Source organism: Paenibacillus sp. 7516, from assembly GCF_002272715.1.
Taxonomy (GTDB): Bacteria; Bacillota; Bacilli; order Paenibacillales; family Paenibacillaceae; genus Paenibacillus; species Paenibacillus illinoisensis_A.
The window spans coordinates 193,425-212,291 of the sequence record NZ_NPBI01000009.1 but is presented as its reverse complement, the minus strand read 5'-3'; the positions used below and the strand labels follow the sequence as shown (position 1 = coordinate 212,291).

Sequence of the window (18,867 nt, the reverse complement as noted above, 5' to 3'; positions counted from 1 at the left end):
ATTTTACACGGGGGAAGGTTTAGTGGTTCTGGTCAGAGAGAACAGTTCCATGTCTTCGTTATGGCTCCCAGTAATCACATCCGCAAGAATGGATGCACCAATCATGCTGTATACTGTCCCGTTTCCCCCATATCCTTCGATAAAGTAACAGTTCGGGTATTCAGGATGAGGACCAATCAGCGGAAGCCCATCATGGGTGCTGCCGAATACCGCTTCCCAGGCATAGTCTATTTTCAGATCCGGAAGGGGGAAGTAGTCAGATATCTTTTTAAGTAATTCCTCACCCCTATGCTCGGCCCGAATTGCACGCTGGTCTTCACGCGGAATTTCCTCATCAAGCCCTCCGGCAATAATTCTGCCATCGGGGGTGGTCCGCATGTATAAATAAGGACGAGCCGTTTCCCATATCAAGCTATGATTATACCAGCTGCTAAGATCTCTGAGTGGCTTGGTTGCAATCGCATAAGTGCTCTTCAGATAAGCGCCACGGTCATTTTTGACCTCCTGGGTCTCGTAACCGGTAGAGAAGATAACCTGCTTGGCGCGGATTGTTCCGTTCGGAGTATAACAGAGGATACCTTCTTCACCATAGTCACAATGGATCATCTCCGTTCGTTCGTACACCTGAGCTCCTTCTTTTGAAGCGGACTGAAGGAGGCCATGTACCAGCCTATAAGGGTTAACTTCGGCATCTCCTTGGGTATACAGCGCCATCGACCTGCTGAATGGAAAGTGGGCACGAATTTTGTCCCGGTTCCACAGCTCAACTCCGAAGCCGTAGGTTTTGAGTGTATGGTATTCCTCTTCAAGCAGATCCATATCTTCTTCTCGGCTTGCACAGTACAAGCTGTTACGAGGAATATACCAAGGATCAAGATCGAGACTCGATGCGGTCTCTTCTAATTGCTTCATGGCAGTACGGCAAAGTTCATAAAACCGTACCCCAAGTTGCTCACCAAAAGTATGTATACAGGAGGTCAGCGTTTTGTCATTGGAGTATTGCAGCAGACCCGTGTTAGCCATACTGCTGCCATGACCGATTTCTCTTTTATCAATCACCACTGTACTCAAACCTCTTTCGGTTAATAGTTTGGCGGATAGTGCTCCTCCCATCCCACCACCGATAATGAGACAGTCACAGGAGATCTCGCCTTCAAGAGCAGGGTAACTGAAATGGGATGTAAAGGTACTTGGCCAGAATGTATTGCCATTTATAAGTTCCATTATGACTCACCTCGGTTTGAATTGTTAGATAAGTATACTTTTGCAGGACAAGGTAACAATAAATTCGCATAAACTTTAGGTTAAGGAGGAAAAAAGCACATGCAAAATACGCAGATGCAGGCGCTTAGTCCCAAGGAACTGAACTACATTGCAGATTCGATCTCCAATGAAGAAATGCTGATCAAACAGTGTGCAGCAACAGCTTCCATCACACATAACCCACAAATCCAGCAAGCTCTGAATCAGTATGTACGCTCACATGAACAGCATCTGAGCACACTCGTCAATGCCCTTCAGCAGCATCAGTCTCTTGCACCAACACAGTCTTAGGTAGTCTCAGAATATCAAATGTATAGGAGGAAACCGCGTGTACTCTCAATCTTTGTCATCTGGTGGAAATTTTATGCAGGAGCAGGATCTGCTGAAGTCGATTCTTGCGGATTTAAGACGAACTTCCCGTGAATATACTACAGCAACGACTGAATCTTCCTGCCCTGTTACCCGCAGAATGTTTACCGATTTGACGAATGATACCCTTAGATTGCAAGGAGATCTGTTTAACCTGATGCAGCAGAACAACATGTATTCTGCTTCTTCCAAAGCCTCACGGAGCGAGCTGGACAAATCAATCCAGTCTGCACATCAAACGCAGCAAAAATGCCATCAGTTCATCCAGGAAAAGAATACACTTTCCAGTCCATATAGCCAGGCGCCTAATGTGCCTCAGCATCAACCTAATTACGGTAACCCTTATTACATGTAACCTTTTTGCGAACAGGTTGAAGCATAACCGAGAATAAGGATTGAAGCATAGATTGTCCAGACCATACCACCGCTTGCCTGAATTGAGGGCAGGCGGTTTTTAGCTTTGCACAGACGTTAAATTCATGTAATATAAGTATTAATTCATTTTCAGGAACCTGGATGACGCTGGAGGGAAAGTCATGAAAGATTTGAACGATCTGCAATTAAAAGTTCTGGATCTGCTGAAGGAAGACGCGAGAAGGTCTCCGGCGCTGCTGTCTACACTGCTGGGGGAGTCTGAAGACAAGATCAAGAACGCTGTGGCCCAGCTCGAACAGGACCACGTCATTGTAAAGTATGCTACAGTGGTTAACTGGAGCAAAATCGACGATGAGAAAGTGACAGCCCTGATTGAAGTACAGATCACACCGGAACGTGGTCGTGGTTTTGAGGGTATCGCCGAACGCATTTATTTGTATCCACAAGTGAAATCCGTCTATCTCATGTCAGGTGCATACGATCTGCTCGTAGAAGTAGAAGGTGGCAACCTGCGTGAAGTCGCTAACTTTGTATCGGAGAAGCTGTCTCCAATTGATTCTGTGCTTTCGACCAAAACCAATTTTATTCTTAAAAAATATAAACAGGACGGGATCATTTTTGAAGACCATCAGGAAGATAACCGTCTCATGATCTCGCCGTAAAGGAAGATGTGTCATGATAGTGAATGAACAGACAACAGGGAACAACAAGAAGATGACCTCGTATCTGGCACCTCTGGTTCAGCAGATACCCCCATCCGGGATTCGGAAGTTTTTCGACCTGGTTGGTGACAACAAGGATATAATTACGCTCGGTGTCGGAGAGCCTGACTTTGTTACGCCTTGGCATATGCGTGAAGCTTGCGTATACTCCCTCGAGAGGGGTATGACAAGTTATACATCCAACGCGGGGATGCCCAAATTGAGAGAAGCCATCAGTCATTATTTGGATACTCAATTTGATACGAAGTACGATCCCAAGGATGAAATTATCGTTACGGTTGGCGGCAGTGAGGCGATTGACCTTGCTCTGCGTGCATTAATTGTGCCAGGAGATGAGATTCTCATTCCGGAGCCTTCGTATGTAGCCTATTCACCAATTGCTTCAATTGGCGGAGGAGTTCCTGTGGGTGTCGAAACGTATGCCAAAGACCAATTCAAATTGACTGCAGAGTCACTCGAAGCATCCATCACACCGAAGTCCAAAGTGGTGATTTTGTGTTATCCAAGCAATCCGACCGGTGCGATTATGACGTACGAAGACTGGCTGCCCATCGCAGAAGTCATCAAAAAGCATGATCTGATCGTCATTGCTGACGAAATTTATGCAGAACTGACGTATACTCAAAAACATGTCAGCTTCGCTTCAATCCCGGATATGAAGGAGCGGACGATTCTTGTGAGCGGCTTCTCCAAAGCTTTTGCCATGACGGGTTGGCGGATTGGTTATATGTGCGGTCATCCGGAACTTATTGCCGCCATGTTGAAGATCCACCAGTATACCGTAATGTGTGCTCCAGCGATGGGACAGGTCGCGGCGCTTGAGGCACTAACGAATGGGCTGGGAGAGAAAGACCGCATGGTCGAATCCTACAATCAGCGCAGACGTCTTATCGTACAGGGATTCCGTGACATCGGCCTGGATTGCCATGAGCCTCAGGGAGCCTTCTATGCATTCCCGAGTATTCAAAATACGGGCCTGAACTCTGATCTTTTTGCCGAACGTCTCCTGACCGAAAATAAAGTAGCAGCTGTTCCAGGTAACGTGTTTGGCCCACAGGGAGAGGGCTTCTTGCGCTGTTCTTATGCCACTTCAGTGACCCAATTGAATGAAGCTTTGGAACGAATCGGTAATTTTGTTTACAAACTGCAAAAAGAGGGTTAATAAGAAGTAGGGTGTTTTCGGAAATGTGGACATTTTGCAACTTAGAAAAAAATAACTTTCATTTACAAAATATTGTGATATAATTTCAATTTGAAATATGTTTTTCATATATTTGGAAACTAATTTTCCAAGGAGGGGTTAGCATTGTTTTGTGTAGAATATGATTTACCGACTAATCGTGGGCATTACCTGGCTGAAGGCGATCAAGGCGACCGATGGTCGGTGAGACCAGATCACGAATCTTTGCATGACATTTCCTTGGAAGATGAGATCCACCTGCTTCGCCGCAAGATGGAACAGATTTTTATGGAGGAGAAATCCTTTACTTCAGAAATTGTGATTGAAATCAGCAGTTTATTAGATCTGAAGATCAATGAATATATGAAAGCTAACCCGATTAAAGGGAGATAAATTGATAGTTACGAAAACGTTACCCATATGAATGTTAAAGGAGACCTTTAGGGGTCTTCTTTTTTTGGTGGGAATAAGAATCTCTTATTTGTAAGGGCTATTTTTGTGCGTGGAACAATTGTGATATATTGTACTAAGGAGACTAAAGGGGGAACTGGAATGAAGAGATTTTGGGGGCTAACCGCACTCGTATCATTGATTTTTCTGCTCGCTGGATGTGGTGGCAAAGACGGATTTACCATTTTTATCATTGATAATCAAGGTAATCCATCCGTAATCGGAGAACAGTTACAGGCCAATCTGCAGCAAAAACTGGGTGAGGAACCTAAAGTGGAAGTCATTACAAGCGCCATGTATGATGTACAGAAAATTATGGTAGAATACGCAGCAGGCAGTCATGATATTTTTATTCTGCCAGAGGCAGATATGAAACAATACGGAAGCAATGGTTCCAATATTCCGCTGGATGATACATTTGATCCTGAGAAGTATGAGCGTGGTGTATTTGAGGGCGGAGTGTTAGTTGAAGATGGCCAGGGAGACAATGGCACCGATATGAAACAAGAAACCCATCTCTATGGCATCCCACTCGAAGATATGCAGATGTTCAAGGATGTGGAATATGCCGCCCAAAATCTGTTTGCTACCATTCCGCTATCGGCTGCCAATGTTGAAGAATCCAAAAAAGTGCTGAAGGCGCTGACAGAATAGCGTATAAGTATGGTAACTGAAGGAGGGGAGCGGATTGCTGATTACGGTCACTGGCGGGATAGGGAGTGGTAAAACCAGGTTTGCCCTAGGTTATGCGGCTCAAATCAGCCGGGAAGGAATCTATTTATCCACAGGCGATCATGATCCGGTGATTCCGGAACTGCCATCCGCTCATTATCGAGCCATTTCAGCCGGAAATGGCCATCACCTGACGGAAGTCATTCATCAGATCAATCGGGAATCGAATCTGTTTCTGGCTGATCAGCGAATTGTCATTGTGGACAGTCTGACTTCGTGGATGGCTGCCGGATTTAGAGCAACGGATGATCTTGATCAACAACGCGTACATACACAACAGCTGCTTGATGCCTTACTATCTTATCAGGGCAAGCTGCTGGTCATTACCAATGAAATGCAGGGTTCCCTGTATCCTTCGGAAGAGGAGCGTATTTTTGCCGCAAGGATGGCATCGGTGAATCGTGCACTGCAGTCTCACTCGGAACGCATGTATATGGTGGTATCGGGACTAGCCATTGATTTGAAGAAGCGAGAAGTACGGTACCACGATACCTGAGATAATAGGTCAAGATCCCAGGTGAAAAAAGCCTCCATAACCACAAACTGTGGTACGGAGGCTTATTTATATTGAGAAATGTTTGATTACAATTCAGTTGCGTGAGACGCGATTTCTATTTGCTTTTTTTCATACGTCTGATCCACCATATTACGCATCCTACCACGATAATGGCGAGGAGCGCATATACCACCAGTGAATAGACGTCCATAAAGTGCAAAATATTTTCCCAAGAAGCGCCAAGCGCGGCCCCAACCGAGACCAAAATAATGTTCCAGGCGAGTGTCCCGATGGTAGTGAAGAGGACGAATAAACCGAATTTCATATTGGACATGCCTGCAGGAATGGAGATGAGACTGCGAACAAGTGGCACCATGCGGCAGAATAGTACAGTCCACATTCCATATTTGTCAAACCATGCATCAACACGGTGGATATCTTCTTTTTTGATTCGCAGAATATGTCCCCAGCGATCTACAATTTTCTCCAGACGCTCCACATCAATCAGCAATCCGATCCCATAGAGAATCACTGCACCCAGCACAGAACCGATGGTAGCCGCAATGATAACACCTGGAAGAGTGAGGCTGGTGTACGTCGTCATAAATCCGCCAAAAGGCAAAATAATCTCCGAAGGAATGGGGGGAAATACGTTTTCAAGCGCAATAATGAGTGCGATGCCTATGTAGCCGTATTGTTCCATGAAATCGGTTATCCAGTTTTGCATAATCGTCTCCTCTACTTTTGATTTACCTGAATTTGACGTATACTCGGGCAGAGCACGCCAATTCATATATACGCGCAAAGGGTACAAGCGGTTTCTGAAAAAAATGCATTTCCGTATCAAGCAGTGGTCAAGTATACTGGTTAAGTTGAGATTAGAAGGGCAGGCATATTAAGAATTAACCGATGTTTTGCCATGTGAATGAAATTAAACATTTGGAGGGATTGCAAATGGGTATCTATACACGAACAGGTGATGAAGGGCAAACTTCGGTCATCGGAGGACGGGTGATCAAAGATGACGATCGCGTTGAAGCTTACGGTACCATAGACGAGCTGAATTGTTTTGTCGGCCAGGCAATCAGTTTGATCGATGATACAGAGGGGAAATTCGAGGATTTGCGCGAACATTTGCTGGAGGTTCAGCAAGAATTGTTTGATTGCGGGTCGGATCTGGCGTTTGTGAAAATCAGCGAAACCAAATACAAAGTACGGGATGACATGGTCACCCGGCTTGAACAATGGATTGATCAGTATGATGCGGAGAACCCGAAAGTGGAACGATTCATTATCCCGGGAGGCAGCCCGCTGTCTTCAGCGCTTCATGTGTGCCGTACGGTATGCCGCCGTGCAGAGCGCCGCACGGTAACATTGGGACAGCATACGGATATTAATCCTTCGGTACGCCGTTACTTGAATCGTCTGTCTGATTATTTCTTCGTTATAGCACGGACCGCCAATGCCAGACAGCAGGTGTCGGATATTGAATATGTACGGAGCAAAAAAGTGTTCCGCCGCAAAGAATGAGCGGCTATTATTCGCCGATTGTCTACACCGTTCCCGAACATGAAGATGGCTGGCTGCTGAAAACCGTGCTTCAGCGGCGGCTGCAGGTATCGCGCAAACTCTTGTCCAGGCTGAAGCTCACGGAGCAGGGAATTATGTTAAATGGAGAACGCGTGTATATCAGCGTGAAGGTATCGGCTGGTGATATCGTGGAGATTCGGATGGAACAGGAGGAATCGGATGACATTTTGCCGGAATCCATACCTTTTTCCATTTTGTATGAAGATGAGCATTTGCTTATTGTTAACAAGGATGCCGGCGTAATTGTGCATCCGACACATGGACACTATACAGGAACGTTGGCGAATGGTGTTGTTCATTACTGGAAATCCAAGGGAGAGCTTTTCCGGTTTAGACCCATTCATCGTCTGGATCAGGAGACTTCCGGGGTGCTGGCTATTGCCAAAAATCCATATGTGCATCAGCATGTGTCTGAACAAATGATCGCAGGAACCGTAGATAAAAAATACATTGCGTTTGTGCATGGGTGTCCTGCTCCTGAACAGGGGTCCGTTGATGGCGCTATTGACCGTGATCCGGAGGAGCCTCATCGCCGTATTGTCACACCTGACGGCTACGCAGCAAGAACGTTGTACAGCACGGTAACCCGGTGGAACGGAGGGACTGCTAGTGCGGTCAGCCTGAAGCTGGAGAGTGGTAGAACTCATCAGATTCGTGTACATATGACGTCTGTCGGATGTCCGTTGATCGGGGATCGAATGTACAAGACACTAACTGAGGATGAGATTGACGAACAGACGGCTGCCATGCGGGAAGAACGGGACTCGTGGATCGATCGCCAGGCATTGCATGCCTACGAGCTGTCGTTTGTTCATCCACTTACACAGGAACGCATGACGTTCCATGCACCTCTTCCTTCAGATATGGCTGCGCTGGAGAAACGTTTAGATACCGAGGCGAAGCCAAGGGAAGAGTTGTAGGGGGATCGAAACACTATTTGTGAACCCTATTATGGATGCTGCTGTGATCCGAGGAGCAGGCAGTCCTTGTTCCATGTTGTTTTAAATCGTTTTAAACGTATGGCGATGGTATTGATTTAGAGTGACTTTTGGATTTACGAAGCAACCAAGGAAAGCGATAAATCAATACCGGAGCACTTAGGAGGACATTGTAATGAGTAAACTGAAAGTATACCAGTATGCGAAATGTGGAACTTGCCGCAAAGCGGTAAAATGGCTTGAAGCTCAAGGCCATGAGCTGGAGTTAATCCCGATTTTCGACACACCCCCGTCTGAGGTAGAATTAACCGAGCTCATTCAGAAGAGCGGACTTGAAGTGAAAAAGTTTTTCAATACAAGTGGAGAAGTGTACAAGGAGCAGCAGTTGAAGGACAAGCTGCCTGGCATGTCTGCTGAAGAACAGATTCGTCTGCTTGCCTCCAATGGCCGCCTGATCAAACGTCCAATCGTGACAGATGGGGAACAGGTGACCGTAGGATTCAAGGAAGAGACGTATGAACAGCAATGGAACAACGCTTAGAAACAGGCTGAGTGACGTGTCTGTCCATTCATAAATGAAGCCGATTAGCAGCCTTGAAATATTCAACATTCAGGGCTTTTTTGGCTGAACGATGCTTGACGGAACTATGCTATAATGATTGAAGTAGTTTCGATATTTTATTTGCTATATACAGATAGGAGAGAACAAAATCAAGTGAATCAACGTAATGAACCTACTTTGTTGCTGGTAGACGGTATGGCGGTGTTGTTCCGTGCATTTTATGCGACATCTGCAAGCGGATATATCAGACGGACAAAGGCAGGCTTGCCAACCAACGCGGTATACGGATTTATCCGTTATTTCTGGGATGCGGTTCAGACTTTCGGACCAAGTCATGTGGTATGCTGCTGGGATATGGGTGGCAAGACGTTTCGCGGTGAAGAGTACGCGGCATACAAAGGCAATCGTCCTGAAGCGCCGAATGATCTGATTCCCCAGTTTGCATTGATTCGTGAAGTCATGGACAGCCTGGGTATTCCGAACATTGGAGCAGAGGGGTATGAAGCCGATGACTGCATCGGTACACTGGCCAAGTATTATACGGAGCAGACGGATATGAACGTGATGGTGCTGACCGGTGACCATGATATGCTGCAGCTGATCAATGACCGGACAAGCATTATTATTATGAAAAAAGGCCACGGCAACTACATGGTGTATACGCCTGAATCTCTCATGGCAGAGAAGCAATTGACCCCTCGCCAAGTCATTGATATGAAGGGTCTGATGGGGGATGCAAGTGACAATTACCCTGGAGTACGTGGAATCGGTGAGAAAACAGCTCTAAAACTCGTGCAGGAATATGGCACCATTGAGGGTATTCTGGATAATCTGGATAAACTCACACCATCGGTACGAAAAAAAATCGAGAATGATCTCGACATGCTGCATCTGTCCCGTAAACTGGCAGAGATTCACTGCGCTGTTCCGGTAGCCTGCACACTGGATGTATGTGAATTGCGTCTTGATCCGGATACGGTGATGGACAAGTTCGAACAACTTGAGATGAAGAGCCTGGGCTCTTGGATGGGAGTGGCAATAGGGTGAGCAACATGCAGACAAAACGTGCCGGTAGAAAGTGGTGGACAGGGGCTATGGCCCTCGTCCTGGCTTTGCCGGTATTACTATCAGGCGCAGTAAGCGCTCCGCAAACAGCTGATGCAAAAGCGGCAATTAGCACCAAAGTACAGAAAGTAAAAGCAGCAGGACGAAATTTCACCGTACAAACGGTAAGCATTCCCAAAGGAACACCGGTGACTGTAGGATTAGCCAAGAAACAGGTAGGACAAACGGCTACATTGCCTTCCATTGTAAAATCATACGGTGCTCAAGCAGCCATTAATGGGGCATTTTTTGAAGCGTATAATGGAGCACCAGATCCTTATGGCATGTTAATAGCAAATGGAAAAGTGATACATATTGGACGATACGGAACAACGATAGGTTTCAAGGAAGATGGAACAGCAATTATGGATTCGCTTCAGGTAAGTCTTACAGGTAAAGTTATCGATTCAGCAGGTAAGTCACGCAGCTGGTACGCAACATTCATTAACCGTACACCTTCTGCGAATGCGAGCATATCAATGCTCTATACTCCGGAGCGTGGCCCCAAAGTTGGATTCAAGGGTGGTACTGCAGTTGTGATGGAGAAAGGGATTGTCACCAAAAAAGTAGCCAATAACAATGTAGCGATTCCGAAGAATGGATCTGTATTGGTCTTTACAGGCAATCAGAAATCTACTGCAGATCGCTTCGCCGTGGGTTCTACTGTAGAAATGAACTATAGATATACCAACGCATCAGGCAAAGAGATTCCTTGGGAAGACGTAGTAACTGCTGTTGGTGCTGGTCCTCGTCTGGTGAAAGACGGTAAAGTCGCCGTGAACCCAACCAGCGAAGGATTCAAGGATACCAAGATTCTGAATGCCTCGGGTGCCAGAAGCGGGATCGCCATCATGGCTGACGGTTCAGTAATGCTTGCAACTGTGTCGGGAGCCACCATTAAGGAGTGGGCGGCAGTCATGCAGAAGCTTGGTGCCAAGCAGGCCATGAATCTGGATGGCGGAGCTTCCTCGGGGTTGTATGCAGGTGGCAAGATGTTGACTTCACCAGGGCGGCTGTTAAGCAATACACTCGTTTTTGGCGGCTCAGTCCGTTAAAGTACTAATGTTATGGGAGGTATGAAGCACATGACAATCGCACATGATCAACAGTCAGCAGAACGTAATACAGCTGTTCTTGCCATTAATGTGGGCCAGCCTCAGCCATTGCCTGGCCAGAAACGTGAAGTGCTGAGCGGCATTGTCAAACTTCCCGTATCCGGCCCGGTTTTCCTGTCATTCACTGGAATGACAGGAGATGGCCAGGCGGACCTGGAGAATCACGGCGGACCGGATAAGGCTGTTTGTGTATACGATTACAGTCGGTATTCCGTGCTGGAACAGCTGATGGAACGCAAGCTGGACTGGGGAGCTTGTGGTGAGAATTTAACGGTTGAAGGCTGCTCCGAGGATCAAGTTCGGATTGGTGATGTATATGAACTGGGCGGAGCCTTGGTTCAGGTTAGCCAGCCAAGACAACCCTGCTTCAAACTCGCTGCCCGGTATGATTTCAAAGAGCTGCCTGTATATTTTCAGGAAAGCGGCTTTACCGGCTTCTATTTTCGCGTACTGGAGGAGGGAGAAGTCGCTCCTGACTCTCCGTTCAGGCGTATCCGCACTGACCCTGCATCCATGACCGTTCTTGAGGCCAACCGGGTCATGCATCAGGGTAAGAAGGATGCCGCCGGAATGCATGCATTACTGGCTATTCCAACGCTATCAGATAGCTGGAGGCAAACGTTATTGAAACGTTTGGATAAGCTGGAGAGCGGACAGTAGATTCACAACATATCATCGTCCAGATCCAAAAATGAATTTCACTTTAAACTAACTTGGGAGTGTGACTAACTTGACGATTTTAGGCGCAATTGAAGCTGGGGGAACCAAATTTGTATGTGGGATTGGAACTGAAAATGGTGAGGTGCTTGAACGGGTAAGTTTTCCTACAACGACACCGGAAGAAACGATGGCGCAAGTTATCGCTTTCTTTGAAGGCAAGGGGATTGAAGCTTTGGGCGTGGGTTCTTTTGGACCGATTGACCCGATTGAAGGAAGTCCTACGTACGGATATATTACAACTACACCGAAGCCTCATTGGGGTCAGTATGATATCATTGGCAAACTCAAGGAACATTTTGATGTGCCGATGACGTTTGATACGGATGTAAACGGAGCTGCGCTTGGAGAAGCAACCTGGGGAGCAGCACAAGGACTGGAGAGCTGTCTGTATATCACTGTTGGAACAGGGATTGGTGCCGGTGCAGTCGTAGGCGGCAAAATGGTTCACGGTTTATCTCATCCAGAGATGGGACATATTATTGTACGCAGACACCCTGAGGATACATATGAAGGTTTTTGTCCATACCACGGGGACTGTCTGGAAGGGCTCGCAGCGGGACCAGCCATCAATAAGCGTTGGGACCAGCCGGCATATGAGCTGCAAGCAGATCACAAAGCCTGGGAGATTGAGGCACATTATCTGGCGCACGCACTCATGAATTATGTACTGATTCTCACTCCGGAAAAAATTGTGATGGGTGGCGGGGTCATGAAGCAAGAGCATCTGTTCCCTATGGTACGCAGCAAATTGCAGGAGTTGTTAAATGGATATGTTCAGCATCCGGCCCTTCACTCGGGAATCGACGAGTATGTCGTTCCACCAGGCCTTGGTGACAATGCCGGTTTGTGCGGATCGCTGGCCTTGGCCAAATTGGCTTTGAACAAATAATTCAATTGATCACAAGTGGTTGACGAATTTTTCCATTGTGGTAAGATATGAGCAACAGCATACTACGGTTAATGAGGAAGCACCTCTCTTGCAATGAATTTGCAGGAGAGGTGCTTTTTTTGTTGCCTGGAGGCGGCTCATCTAACTGTGAATAGGCTGCAATATTAAGGAGGGGAAATCGATGGAAGTCATTTTCATGAACCGATTGTCCAAATTGTCAGGTCAACATGAGGAACACGCTCAGCTGTGGATTGGTGAGGAGGAAGGTGCCTGGCATCTCGGGTGGAGCCATTATGAGGAAGGAGATCGCGAAGACAGCATCTGGTATGAGGGGAGCTCATGGGAAGAACTGCTCCATATTTATCGCCACCAGTTGGCGATTCGAATGAGTGAAGGTTACCGGCTATTGATTCAGGGACTGTTTCATGAGACAGAAGATCTGAAATTACGCAGTTATGGTGGACAGCGTCTTCATTGTTATAGTGAACGCTACGGCAATGAAGAATTATATGCTGATCTATGCACATGGCGGAGAAGAAGGGCAGCGTCTGACCGGAAGGCCCCATACTTTATTGCAACGAATCGTTTGCTGCGCATGATCAGTGCATTCGTACCACAAACCATGGATGAACTCATGCAGTTACCAGGTATTGGGGAGAGCAAGGCAAATGAATACGGTCAGGAGTGGATGGAGCTAACAAGCGGAGTAGAGCGTTCTACGGCTTTTCCACTTGATTGGGTACAAACGGTATTGTCCGAAGATGAATATGAGAGCTGGCTATACAAGCAAAAAGAACAGAAATACAAGCAGGAACTGGACAAATTCACCACTCGCAAGCAGGTGCTTGAGGGTATGAAGGAAGGGTATACGCTGGAAGAGATTGTGAACCGCTCCGGACTATCCCGCAGAGAGCTGATTGAACTGCTGGAGACACTTGATACGGAAGGTTATGATACGGATAGCCTCCTGGATGCAGAGCTTGCGATCATGCCTGAGCAGGAGCAGGAGGCGGTCTGGAGTGCATACGAGGAGCTGGGAGACAGTTTCCTGAAACCTGTATTACATAGAGTATACGGCGGAGATAAGCCGGTTAGCGGCAATCTGGAGCAAGTGTACGAGAGATTGCGCATGATCCGCATTCGGTTCCGAAGACATGTAGAAACAGAGCGGAACGCCGGGTAGACACCCTATATCGTTTCGAGAGAGTTTTTGAGTAAAGAAAAAAGACGAAGCTGTTTCTCCCTGGGGGGAGCGCTTCGTCTTTTTGAATGAATACGTTCAGATCCAATCTTTTTTGCGGAAAATGAAGAACATGCTCAGGCCGAGGGTCACCATCAGGCCAATGACTACAAAATATCCATACTTCCAGTCCAGCTCAGGCATGTTATTGAAGTTCATCCCATAGATGCCGGTAATGACCGTCAGGGGCATGAACACCGTTGTAATGGCGGTAAACACGCGCATGATTTCGTTCGCCCGGTTGGCGATACTGGATTGGTAAGCTTCTCGCAAGTTTCCCATCAGGTCTCGATAAGTCTCAAACGTCTCGGATATTTTCACAGCATTCTCATAGATGTCACTGAAATATTTCTGCAGTTGATCATCGATCAGACGCAAGTCTTTTTTATTCAGCGTGTTGATGACCTCTTTTTGAGGTCCCAGCACTTTTTTGAGCCACAGAATCTCACTGCGCAGCCCGATAATTTCATTCAAATGGGATTTTTTCGTGTGCATCAAAATATCTTCTTCCAATTTCTCAATGCGCGCTTCGATCCGGTCGCCGACGGTAAAGTAGTTATCCACAATCAAATCGACCAACAAATACAGGAGACGATCCGGGGTGCTGACTTCCTGTTCCCACAGAATAGGCTTCAAGGTCCGCAGTTCGCTGACCTTCTGCTTCGTAACACTAATGATATAGTGTCTCCCTAGAAACAGGTTAACCGCACGCAAAAAGATCTCCTCGTCATCAAAACGAATGCTGTTTACGACAATAAAATAATGGCTCTCATAAATTTCAATCTTCGGACGCTGTTCTTCATCACTTAAACAGTCCTCTACAGCCAGATCATGCATCATGAACAGCGGCTGAAGTACCGCCAGATCATCAACGTCTGCATCGATCCAGTAAAATCCCTCAGCTGGTGGCGTCAGTGCCTGCTCAATATCGTCCACCGGGATAAATACACCGTTGTTTACCAACCGGATTTTCATCGTTCATCCACTCCTTCTGCACCCGCCAAACAGGCGGATTTTCATCAATATGGGCGCAAAAAGAACAGATCAGCCGGTCGGCAGCGGAGCCTGGAAGTCAGGACTGCGTTCGCTCTATAAACAAACGGAAATAACGTCCCGCTGCCGGCATGCTGATGTCAATTCTCTATGCAGTTTGTCGGAATACGGCTGACAGTCAGGCCTCGGGTCGCCATCCATTGAATATGTCACCTCTCACATAAGGGTTTGCAACACTTGTTTAGTATACCGCTGGTACATGGTGCTTTCAAGCGCAAAAATGTGTCTATTTCGCGCCATGAAGCAGTGTATGACAGCGATAGACAAACGGTTCCGGCCTACATGAACAGACATAAAACTACATGCTTGACGTGAGAGGATTAATGTTTTAAAGTAGACGGTGAAGTACACTAAATACACAATTGAATAAGGCGAAATCTTATCAAGAGTAGGTGGAGGGACTGGCCCGATGAAACCCGGCAACCGGCGGTATACCGCACGGTGCTAATTCTTGCAGCGACTTAGTGTCCATTGAGGCACTGTTGTAACTGAGAGATGAGAGAGGCGCATATCTATTTACATATGACCTTTCTCGGAATCCGAGGAAGGTCTTTGTTATATGCACCGACTTCTCAGCACTGATTATCGCTATGGAACTTGAATTTGTCAGGTTAGAGCGTTGCGCTTTTTGCAATTCTCCACCTATAGACAAGCTCATGGCAGTCTAGAACGATTTTGATGTGAAACACATCAAGCCTTTGATGGCTGCATCTATCTATGCACAAGGAGGAGTTTGTACATCATGCCAATTAAAATTCCAGACGCACTGCCTGCCAAGGAAGTCCTCGCAGGTGAGAACATCTTCGTAATGGACGAGACACATGCTTACCAGCAGGATATTCGTCCACTACGCATTGCTATATTAAACCTGATGCCTACCAAGGAAACAACAGAAACCCAACTGCTTCGTTTGGTGGGAAACACCCCTATACAGGTCGATATCGTTCTGGTTCATCCCAAGTCCCACACATCGAAGAACACGTCACAGGAGTATCTGAATCTTTTCTACAAAACCTTTGATGAGATTGAACACCGCCGTTTTGACGGGATGATCATTACGGGTGCCCCTGTGGAGCAAATGGATTTCGAAGACGTGAATTATTGGAAGGAAATCCAGGAGATCTTCGATTGGACCAAAACCAACGTCACATCGACCATGCACATCTGTTGGGCTTCTCAGGCTGGTCTGTACCATCATTTCGGTGTACCTAAGGTAGCGCTGGAAGAGAAGTGTTTTGGCGTATTTCCACATACGATCAACAAATCTCACGTACAGCTGCTTCGCGGATTTGATGAAGTGTTCAATGTCCCACATTCCCGTCATACCGAAGTTCGGCGCGAGGATATTGAGAAGAACGATAACCTCGAAATTTTGGCCGAATCGGAGGAAGCTGGCATTTTCCTGGTTGCCACCAAAGACGGCAAACAAATTTTTGTGACAGGGCATGCGGAGTATGATCCATTGTCCTTGAAATGGGAATATGACCGCGATGCATCCAAGGGCTTGGATATCGCACTGCCAAGAAACTATTTTCCAAATGACGATCCATCCCGTGTTCCTCCGGCAACCTGGCGGGCACATGCAAACTTATTATTCTCTAATTGGCTCAATTACTATGTGTATCAGGAGACGCCTTACGATATTGGCCCGCAAATCTAATCGAGATTACAGGAGGATACTGCAATGGAAGACAATAAGTTGAAAATCGAAAGCCGCTTGGCTCAAATCGGATCCGTCAATGAACCGGTGACTGGTGCCGTGAATTTCCCCATCTATCAATCAACGGCGTTCCGCCATCCGAAGCTCGGGCAGAGCACAGGCTTTGACTACATCCGTACAACCAATCCAACGCGTAAGGTGCTGGAAGAAGCTGCAGCCGCACTCGAATCAGGTGATGCCGGTTTTGCCTGTAGCTCGGGCATGGCAGCGCTGCAAACGATCTTCGCCATGTTTGGACAGGGAGATCATTTGATTGTCTCGTTGGATCTGTATGGGGGAACGTATCGTCTTCTAGAGCGTATCCTGTCCCGTTTTGGCGTAACGGCAAGCTACGTGGACACGAATGATCTGGTGGCCATGGAAGACATTCGTCAGCCGAACACCAAAGCTGTATTTATCGAGACGCCAACCAATCCACTTATGATGATTACGGATATTGAAGCGGTCAGCTCCTGGGCGAAAAGCCATAACCTGTTGACCATTGTGGACAATACACTGCTGACGCCGTTCTTCCAACGTCCTATCGAGCTCGGAGCAGATATCATTGTTCATAGCGCAACCAAATATCTGGGTGGACACAACGATGTGCTTGCCGGATTGATTATCACTAAGGGCGAGGAATTGTCAGCCGAAATGGCATTCCTGCATAACTCCATTGGTGCAGTACTATCTCCAAGTGATTCCTATCAGTTGATGAAAGGCATGAAGACACTCGCGCTGCGTATGGAGCGTCATGAGTATAATTCACTTACCATTGCCAAGTATTTGCTGGAACATCCATCCGTGGGGGAAGTATATCACCCAGGTTTGTCAGATCACCCGGGATACGAAGTGCAGAAGAAACAATCTAGAGGAAACACAGGCATCTTCTCTTTCAAAGTCAAAGATGCCCGTTTAGTTGAACCGTTGCTGCGCCACATCAAGTTAATTGCCTTTGCCGAGAGTCTTGGCGGCGTTGAATCGTTGATGACGTATCCTGCGGTGCAGACGCATGCAGATATCCCGCTCGAAATACGCGACGCCGTAGGTGTCGATGACCGCTTGCTGCGATTCTCCGTAGGAATTGAGCATGCAGACGACCTGATTGCGGATTTGGGGAATGCCCTGGAAGCTGCGCAGCGTGAGGTTGAAGGAGGCGTACATCATGAGTGAGCAGAACAACAAGCAATCCGAATTGAAGTTTGATACCAAGCTGCTGCATTTTGGTGACGAAGTCGATAAAACAACGGGAGCCTCCAGCGTACCGATCTACCAGGCATCCACATTCCATCATTTTGATATCTTTAATCCACCACAGCATGATTACAGCCGTTCGGGTAATCCGACACGTCAAGCGTTGGAGGATTACATCACATTGCTTGAAGGTGGAGCCCGCGGATTCGCCTACTCTTCAGGAATGGCCGCAATCTCCAGTGTGTTCCTGATGTTCTCGGCAGGCGACCACATGATCGTAACAGAAGATGTGTATGGGGGAACATACCGCCTGCTCACGTCCATTCTTAGCAGAATGCAAATCGAGACAACGTTTGTGGATATGACCAATATTGAAGAAGTGAGGGCGGCCATTAAGCCGAATACGAAGGCAGTCTATATGGAGACACCTTCCAACCCGACCCTGCGGATCACGGATATTGCTGCCGTCACATCCTGGGCACAGGAACATGAACTGATTACCATTCTCGATAACACATTCATGACGCCATATTATCAGCGCCCGATTGAGCTCGGCGTGGACATTGTTGTACATAGTGCAACCAAGTTTCTTGGTGGACATAGTGACGTACTTGCCGGACTTGCCGTTGCCCGCACCGAAGAGCTGGGGAGACAACTCAAACAGCTTCAAAATGGGCTTGGTACCGTACTCGGTGCTCAAGAATCCTGGCTTCTGATGCGCGGCATGAAAACACTCGGAGCTCGTATGGCACACAGTGAACAAAGCACGGCGAAGCTGGCTGCCTGGCTTAGCGGACGCAGCGATATTACCGCAGTATACTATCCTGGGCTGCTGGAGCATCCGGGTCGTGAAGCTCACGAGCGCCAGTCCACGGGTTATGGAGCGGTTGTCTCATTTGACGTTGGCTCGGGTGACCGTGCCAAAGCGGTGCTTAACCGGGTGAAACTGCCAATCGTAGCAGTCAGTCTGGGTGCTGTGGAGAGTATTCTGTCCTATCCTGCGATGATGTCCCATGCAGCAATGCCTGCAGAGGTTAGACTTGAACGGGGCATTACCGATGGGCTGCTGCGCTTCTCAGTCGGGCTGGAAGATATCGACGATCTGATTGCTGATCTGGATCAGGCGCTTCAGGAATCATAATCATCATTTTGGACTAATTGAACAATCAATAAATA

At 47.2% G+C, this 18,867-nt stretch carries 22 protein-coding genes and 1 riboswitch; of the genes, 19 read left to right on the top strand and 3 right to left on the bottom strand.

The features are described 5' to 3' along the window. Window positions 1–3 precede the first annotated feature (3 nt). Window positions 4–1,224, bottom strand: coding sequence for an NAD(P)/FAD-dependent oxidoreductase (locus CHI14_RS10085; protein ID WP_095288307.1), 1,221 nt, complete (start codon window positions 1,222–1,224; stop codon window positions 4–6). A 99-nt stretch (window positions 1,225–1,323) separates the two neighbouring features. Here CHI14_RS10085 and CHI14_RS10080 point away from each other — a divergent pair, with 99 nt between their 5' ends. The 7 genes from CHI14_RS10080 to CHI14_RS10050 all read left to right on the top strand — a co-directional run bounded on the left by CHI14_RS10080 (window position 1,324) and on the right by CHI14_RS10050 (window position 5,587). Then, complete coding sequence (locus CHI14_RS10080; RefSeq protein WP_095288306.1) at window positions 1,324–1,554, top strand: hypothetical protein; 231 nt, start codon at window positions 1,324–1,326, stop codon at window positions 1,552–1,554. Window positions 1,555–1,591: 37 nt separating this feature from the next. Continuing rightward, window positions 1,592–1,987 (top strand): spore coat protein, encoded by a 396-nt coding sequence (locus CHI14_RS10075; protein WP_095288305.1) that lies wholly within the window; start codon window positions 1,592–1,594, stop codon window positions 1,985–1,987. Between the two features lie 181 nt (window positions 1,988–2,168). After that, window positions 2,169–2,669, top strand: coding sequence for an Lrp/AsnC family transcriptional regulator (locus CHI14_RS10070; RefSeq protein ID WP_095288304.1), 501 nt, complete (start codon window positions 2,169–2,171; stop codon window positions 2,667–2,669). A 13-nt stretch (window positions 2,670–2,682) separates the two neighbouring features. After that, on the top strand, window positions 2,683–3,891 hold the full coding sequence (locus CHI14_RS10065) for an aminotransferase class I/II-fold pyridoxal phosphate-dependent enzyme (protein ID WP_095288303.1): 1,209 nt from the start codon (window positions 2,683–2,685) through the stop codon (window positions 3,889–3,891). Between the two features lie 222 nt (window positions 3,892–4,113). After that, window positions 4,114–4,302 carry an aspartyl-phosphate phosphatase Spo0E family protein gene (locus tag CHI14_RS10060; RefSeq protein WP_336780208.1) on the top strand — a complete coding sequence of 63 codons (189 nt, stop codon included), beginning with the start codon at window positions 4,114–4,116 and terminating at the stop codon, window positions 4,300–4,302. Window positions 4,303–4,461: 159 nt separating this feature from the next. Next, on the top strand, window positions 4,462–5,013 hold the full coding sequence (locus tag CHI14_RS10055; protein ID WP_095288301.1) for a type 2 periplasmic-binding domain-containing protein: 552 nt from the start codon (window positions 4,462–4,464) through the stop codon (window positions 5,011–5,013). 34 nt (window positions 5,014–5,047) lie between these two features. After that, complete coding sequence (locus CHI14_RS10050; protein ID WP_170948081.1) at window positions 5,048–5,587, top strand: bifunctional adenosylcobinamide kinase/adenosylcobinamide-phosphate guanylyltransferase; 540 nt, start codon at window positions 5,048–5,050, stop codon at window positions 5,585–5,587. 115 nt (window positions 5,588–5,702) lie between these two features. Here the strand turns inward: CHI14_RS10050 and CHI14_RS10045 are convergent, their stop codons facing one another. After that, window positions 5,703–6,314, bottom strand: coding sequence for a DedA family protein (locus CHI14_RS10045; protein ID WP_095288299.1), 612 nt, complete (start codon window positions 6,312–6,314; stop codon window positions 5,703–5,705). A gap of 227 nt (window positions 6,315–6,541) precedes the next feature. On the opposite strand from CHI14_RS10045, the gene CHI14_RS10040 reads away from it, so the two are divergent. From CHI14_RS10040 to CHI14_RS10005, 8 genes are all read left to right on the top strand, one after another. Then, complete coding sequence (locus CHI14_RS10040; RefSeq protein ID WP_095288298.1) at window positions 6,542–7,117, top strand: cob(I)yrinic acid a,c-diamide adenosyltransferase; 576 nt, start codon at window positions 6,542–6,544, stop codon at window positions 7,115–7,117. Then, window positions 7,114–8,097 (top strand): RluA family pseudouridine synthase, encoded by a 984-nt coding sequence (locus CHI14_RS10035; RefSeq protein WP_095288297.1) that lies wholly within the window; start codon window positions 7,114–7,116, stop codon window positions 8,095–8,097. The genes CHI14_RS10040 and CHI14_RS10035 overlap by 4 nt, the downstream gene beginning before the upstream one ends. 193 nt (window positions 8,098–8,290) lie before the next feature. After that, entirely contained in the window at window positions 8,291–8,656 is a 366-nt protein-coding gene (locus CHI14_RS10030; protein WP_095288296.1) for an arsenate reductase family protein, read from the top strand. A 174-nt stretch (window positions 8,657–8,830) separates the two neighbouring features. Continuing rightward, the gene (locus CHI14_RS10025; RefSeq protein ID WP_095288295.1) at window positions 8,831–9,724 is read left to right on the top strand and encodes a 5'-3' exonuclease; all 894 of its coding nucleotides are present in this window, start codon (window positions 8,831–8,833) and stop codon (window positions 9,722–9,724) included. Between the two features lie 5 nt (window positions 9,725–9,729). After that, window positions 9,730–10,836 carry a phosphodiester glycosidase family protein gene (locus CHI14_RS10020; RefSeq protein ID WP_249281055.1) on the top strand — a complete coding sequence of 369 codons (1,107 nt, stop codon included), beginning with the start codon at window positions 9,730–9,732 and terminating at the stop codon, window positions 10,834–10,836. A 30-nt stretch (window positions 10,837–10,866) separates the two neighbouring features. Continuing rightward, the gene (locus CHI14_RS10015; protein WP_095288293.1) at window positions 10,867–11,556 is read left to right on the top strand and encodes an MOSC domain-containing protein; all 690 of its coding nucleotides are present in this window, start codon (window positions 10,867–10,869) and stop codon (window positions 11,554–11,556) included. A 70-nt stretch (window positions 11,557–11,626) separates the two neighbouring features. Beyond that, on the top strand, window positions 11,627–12,505 hold the full coding sequence (locus tag CHI14_RS10010) for an ROK family protein (RefSeq protein ID WP_095288292.1): 879 nt from the start codon (window positions 11,627–11,629) through the stop codon (window positions 12,503–12,505). 181 nt (window positions 12,506–12,686) lie between these two features. Next, on the top strand, window positions 12,687–13,688 hold the full coding sequence (locus tag CHI14_RS10005) for an HRDC domain-containing protein (protein ID WP_095288291.1): 1,002 nt from the start codon (window positions 12,687–12,689) through the stop codon (window positions 13,686–13,688). A 96-nt stretch (window positions 13,689–13,784) separates the two neighbouring features. On the opposite strand, the gene corA is transcribed toward CHI14_RS10005, so the two are convergent. Continuing rightward, entirely contained in the window at window positions 13,785–14,720 is a 936-nt protein-coding gene (gene corA, locus CHI14_RS10000; RefSeq protein ID WP_095288290.1) for a magnesium/cobalt transporter CorA, read from the bottom strand. Window positions 14,721–14,769: 49 nt separating this feature from the next. Here corA and CHI14_RS29955 point away from each other — a divergent pair, with 49 nt between their 5' ends. The 4 genes from CHI14_RS29955 to CHI14_RS09985 all read left to right on the top strand — a co-directional run bounded on the left by CHI14_RS29955 (window position 14,770) and on the right by CHI14_RS09985 (window position 18,832). Next, window positions 14,770–14,913: a hypothetical protein gene (locus CHI14_RS29955; protein ID WP_170948080.1), complete on the top strand. Its 144-nt coding sequence runs from the start codon at window positions 14,770–14,772 to the stop codon at window positions 14,911–14,913. A gap of 261 nt (window positions 14,914–15,174) precedes the next feature. Further along, window positions 15,175–15,300, top strand: a riboswitch (SAM riboswitch). Window positions 15,301–15,540: 240 nt separating this feature from the next. Then, window positions 15,541–16,458, top strand: coding sequence for a homoserine O-acetyltransferase MetA (gene metA / locus CHI14_RS09995; protein WP_095288289.1), 918 nt, complete (start codon window positions 15,541–15,543; stop codon window positions 16,456–16,458). 24 nt (window positions 16,459–16,482) lie between these two features. Beyond that, window positions 16,483–17,670, top strand: a complete 1,188-nt coding sequence (locus tag CHI14_RS09990) for a PLP-dependent transferase (RefSeq protein WP_095288288.1) — start codon at window positions 16,483–16,485, stop codon at window positions 17,668–17,670. Then, window positions 17,663–18,832 (top strand): trans-sulfuration enzyme family protein, encoded by a 1,170-nt coding sequence (locus CHI14_RS09985; protein ID WP_095288287.1) that lies wholly within the window; start codon window positions 17,663–17,665, stop codon window positions 18,830–18,832. The genes CHI14_RS09990 and CHI14_RS09985 overlap by 8 nt, the downstream gene beginning before the upstream one ends. Window positions 18,833–18,867 lie beyond the last annotated feature (35 nt).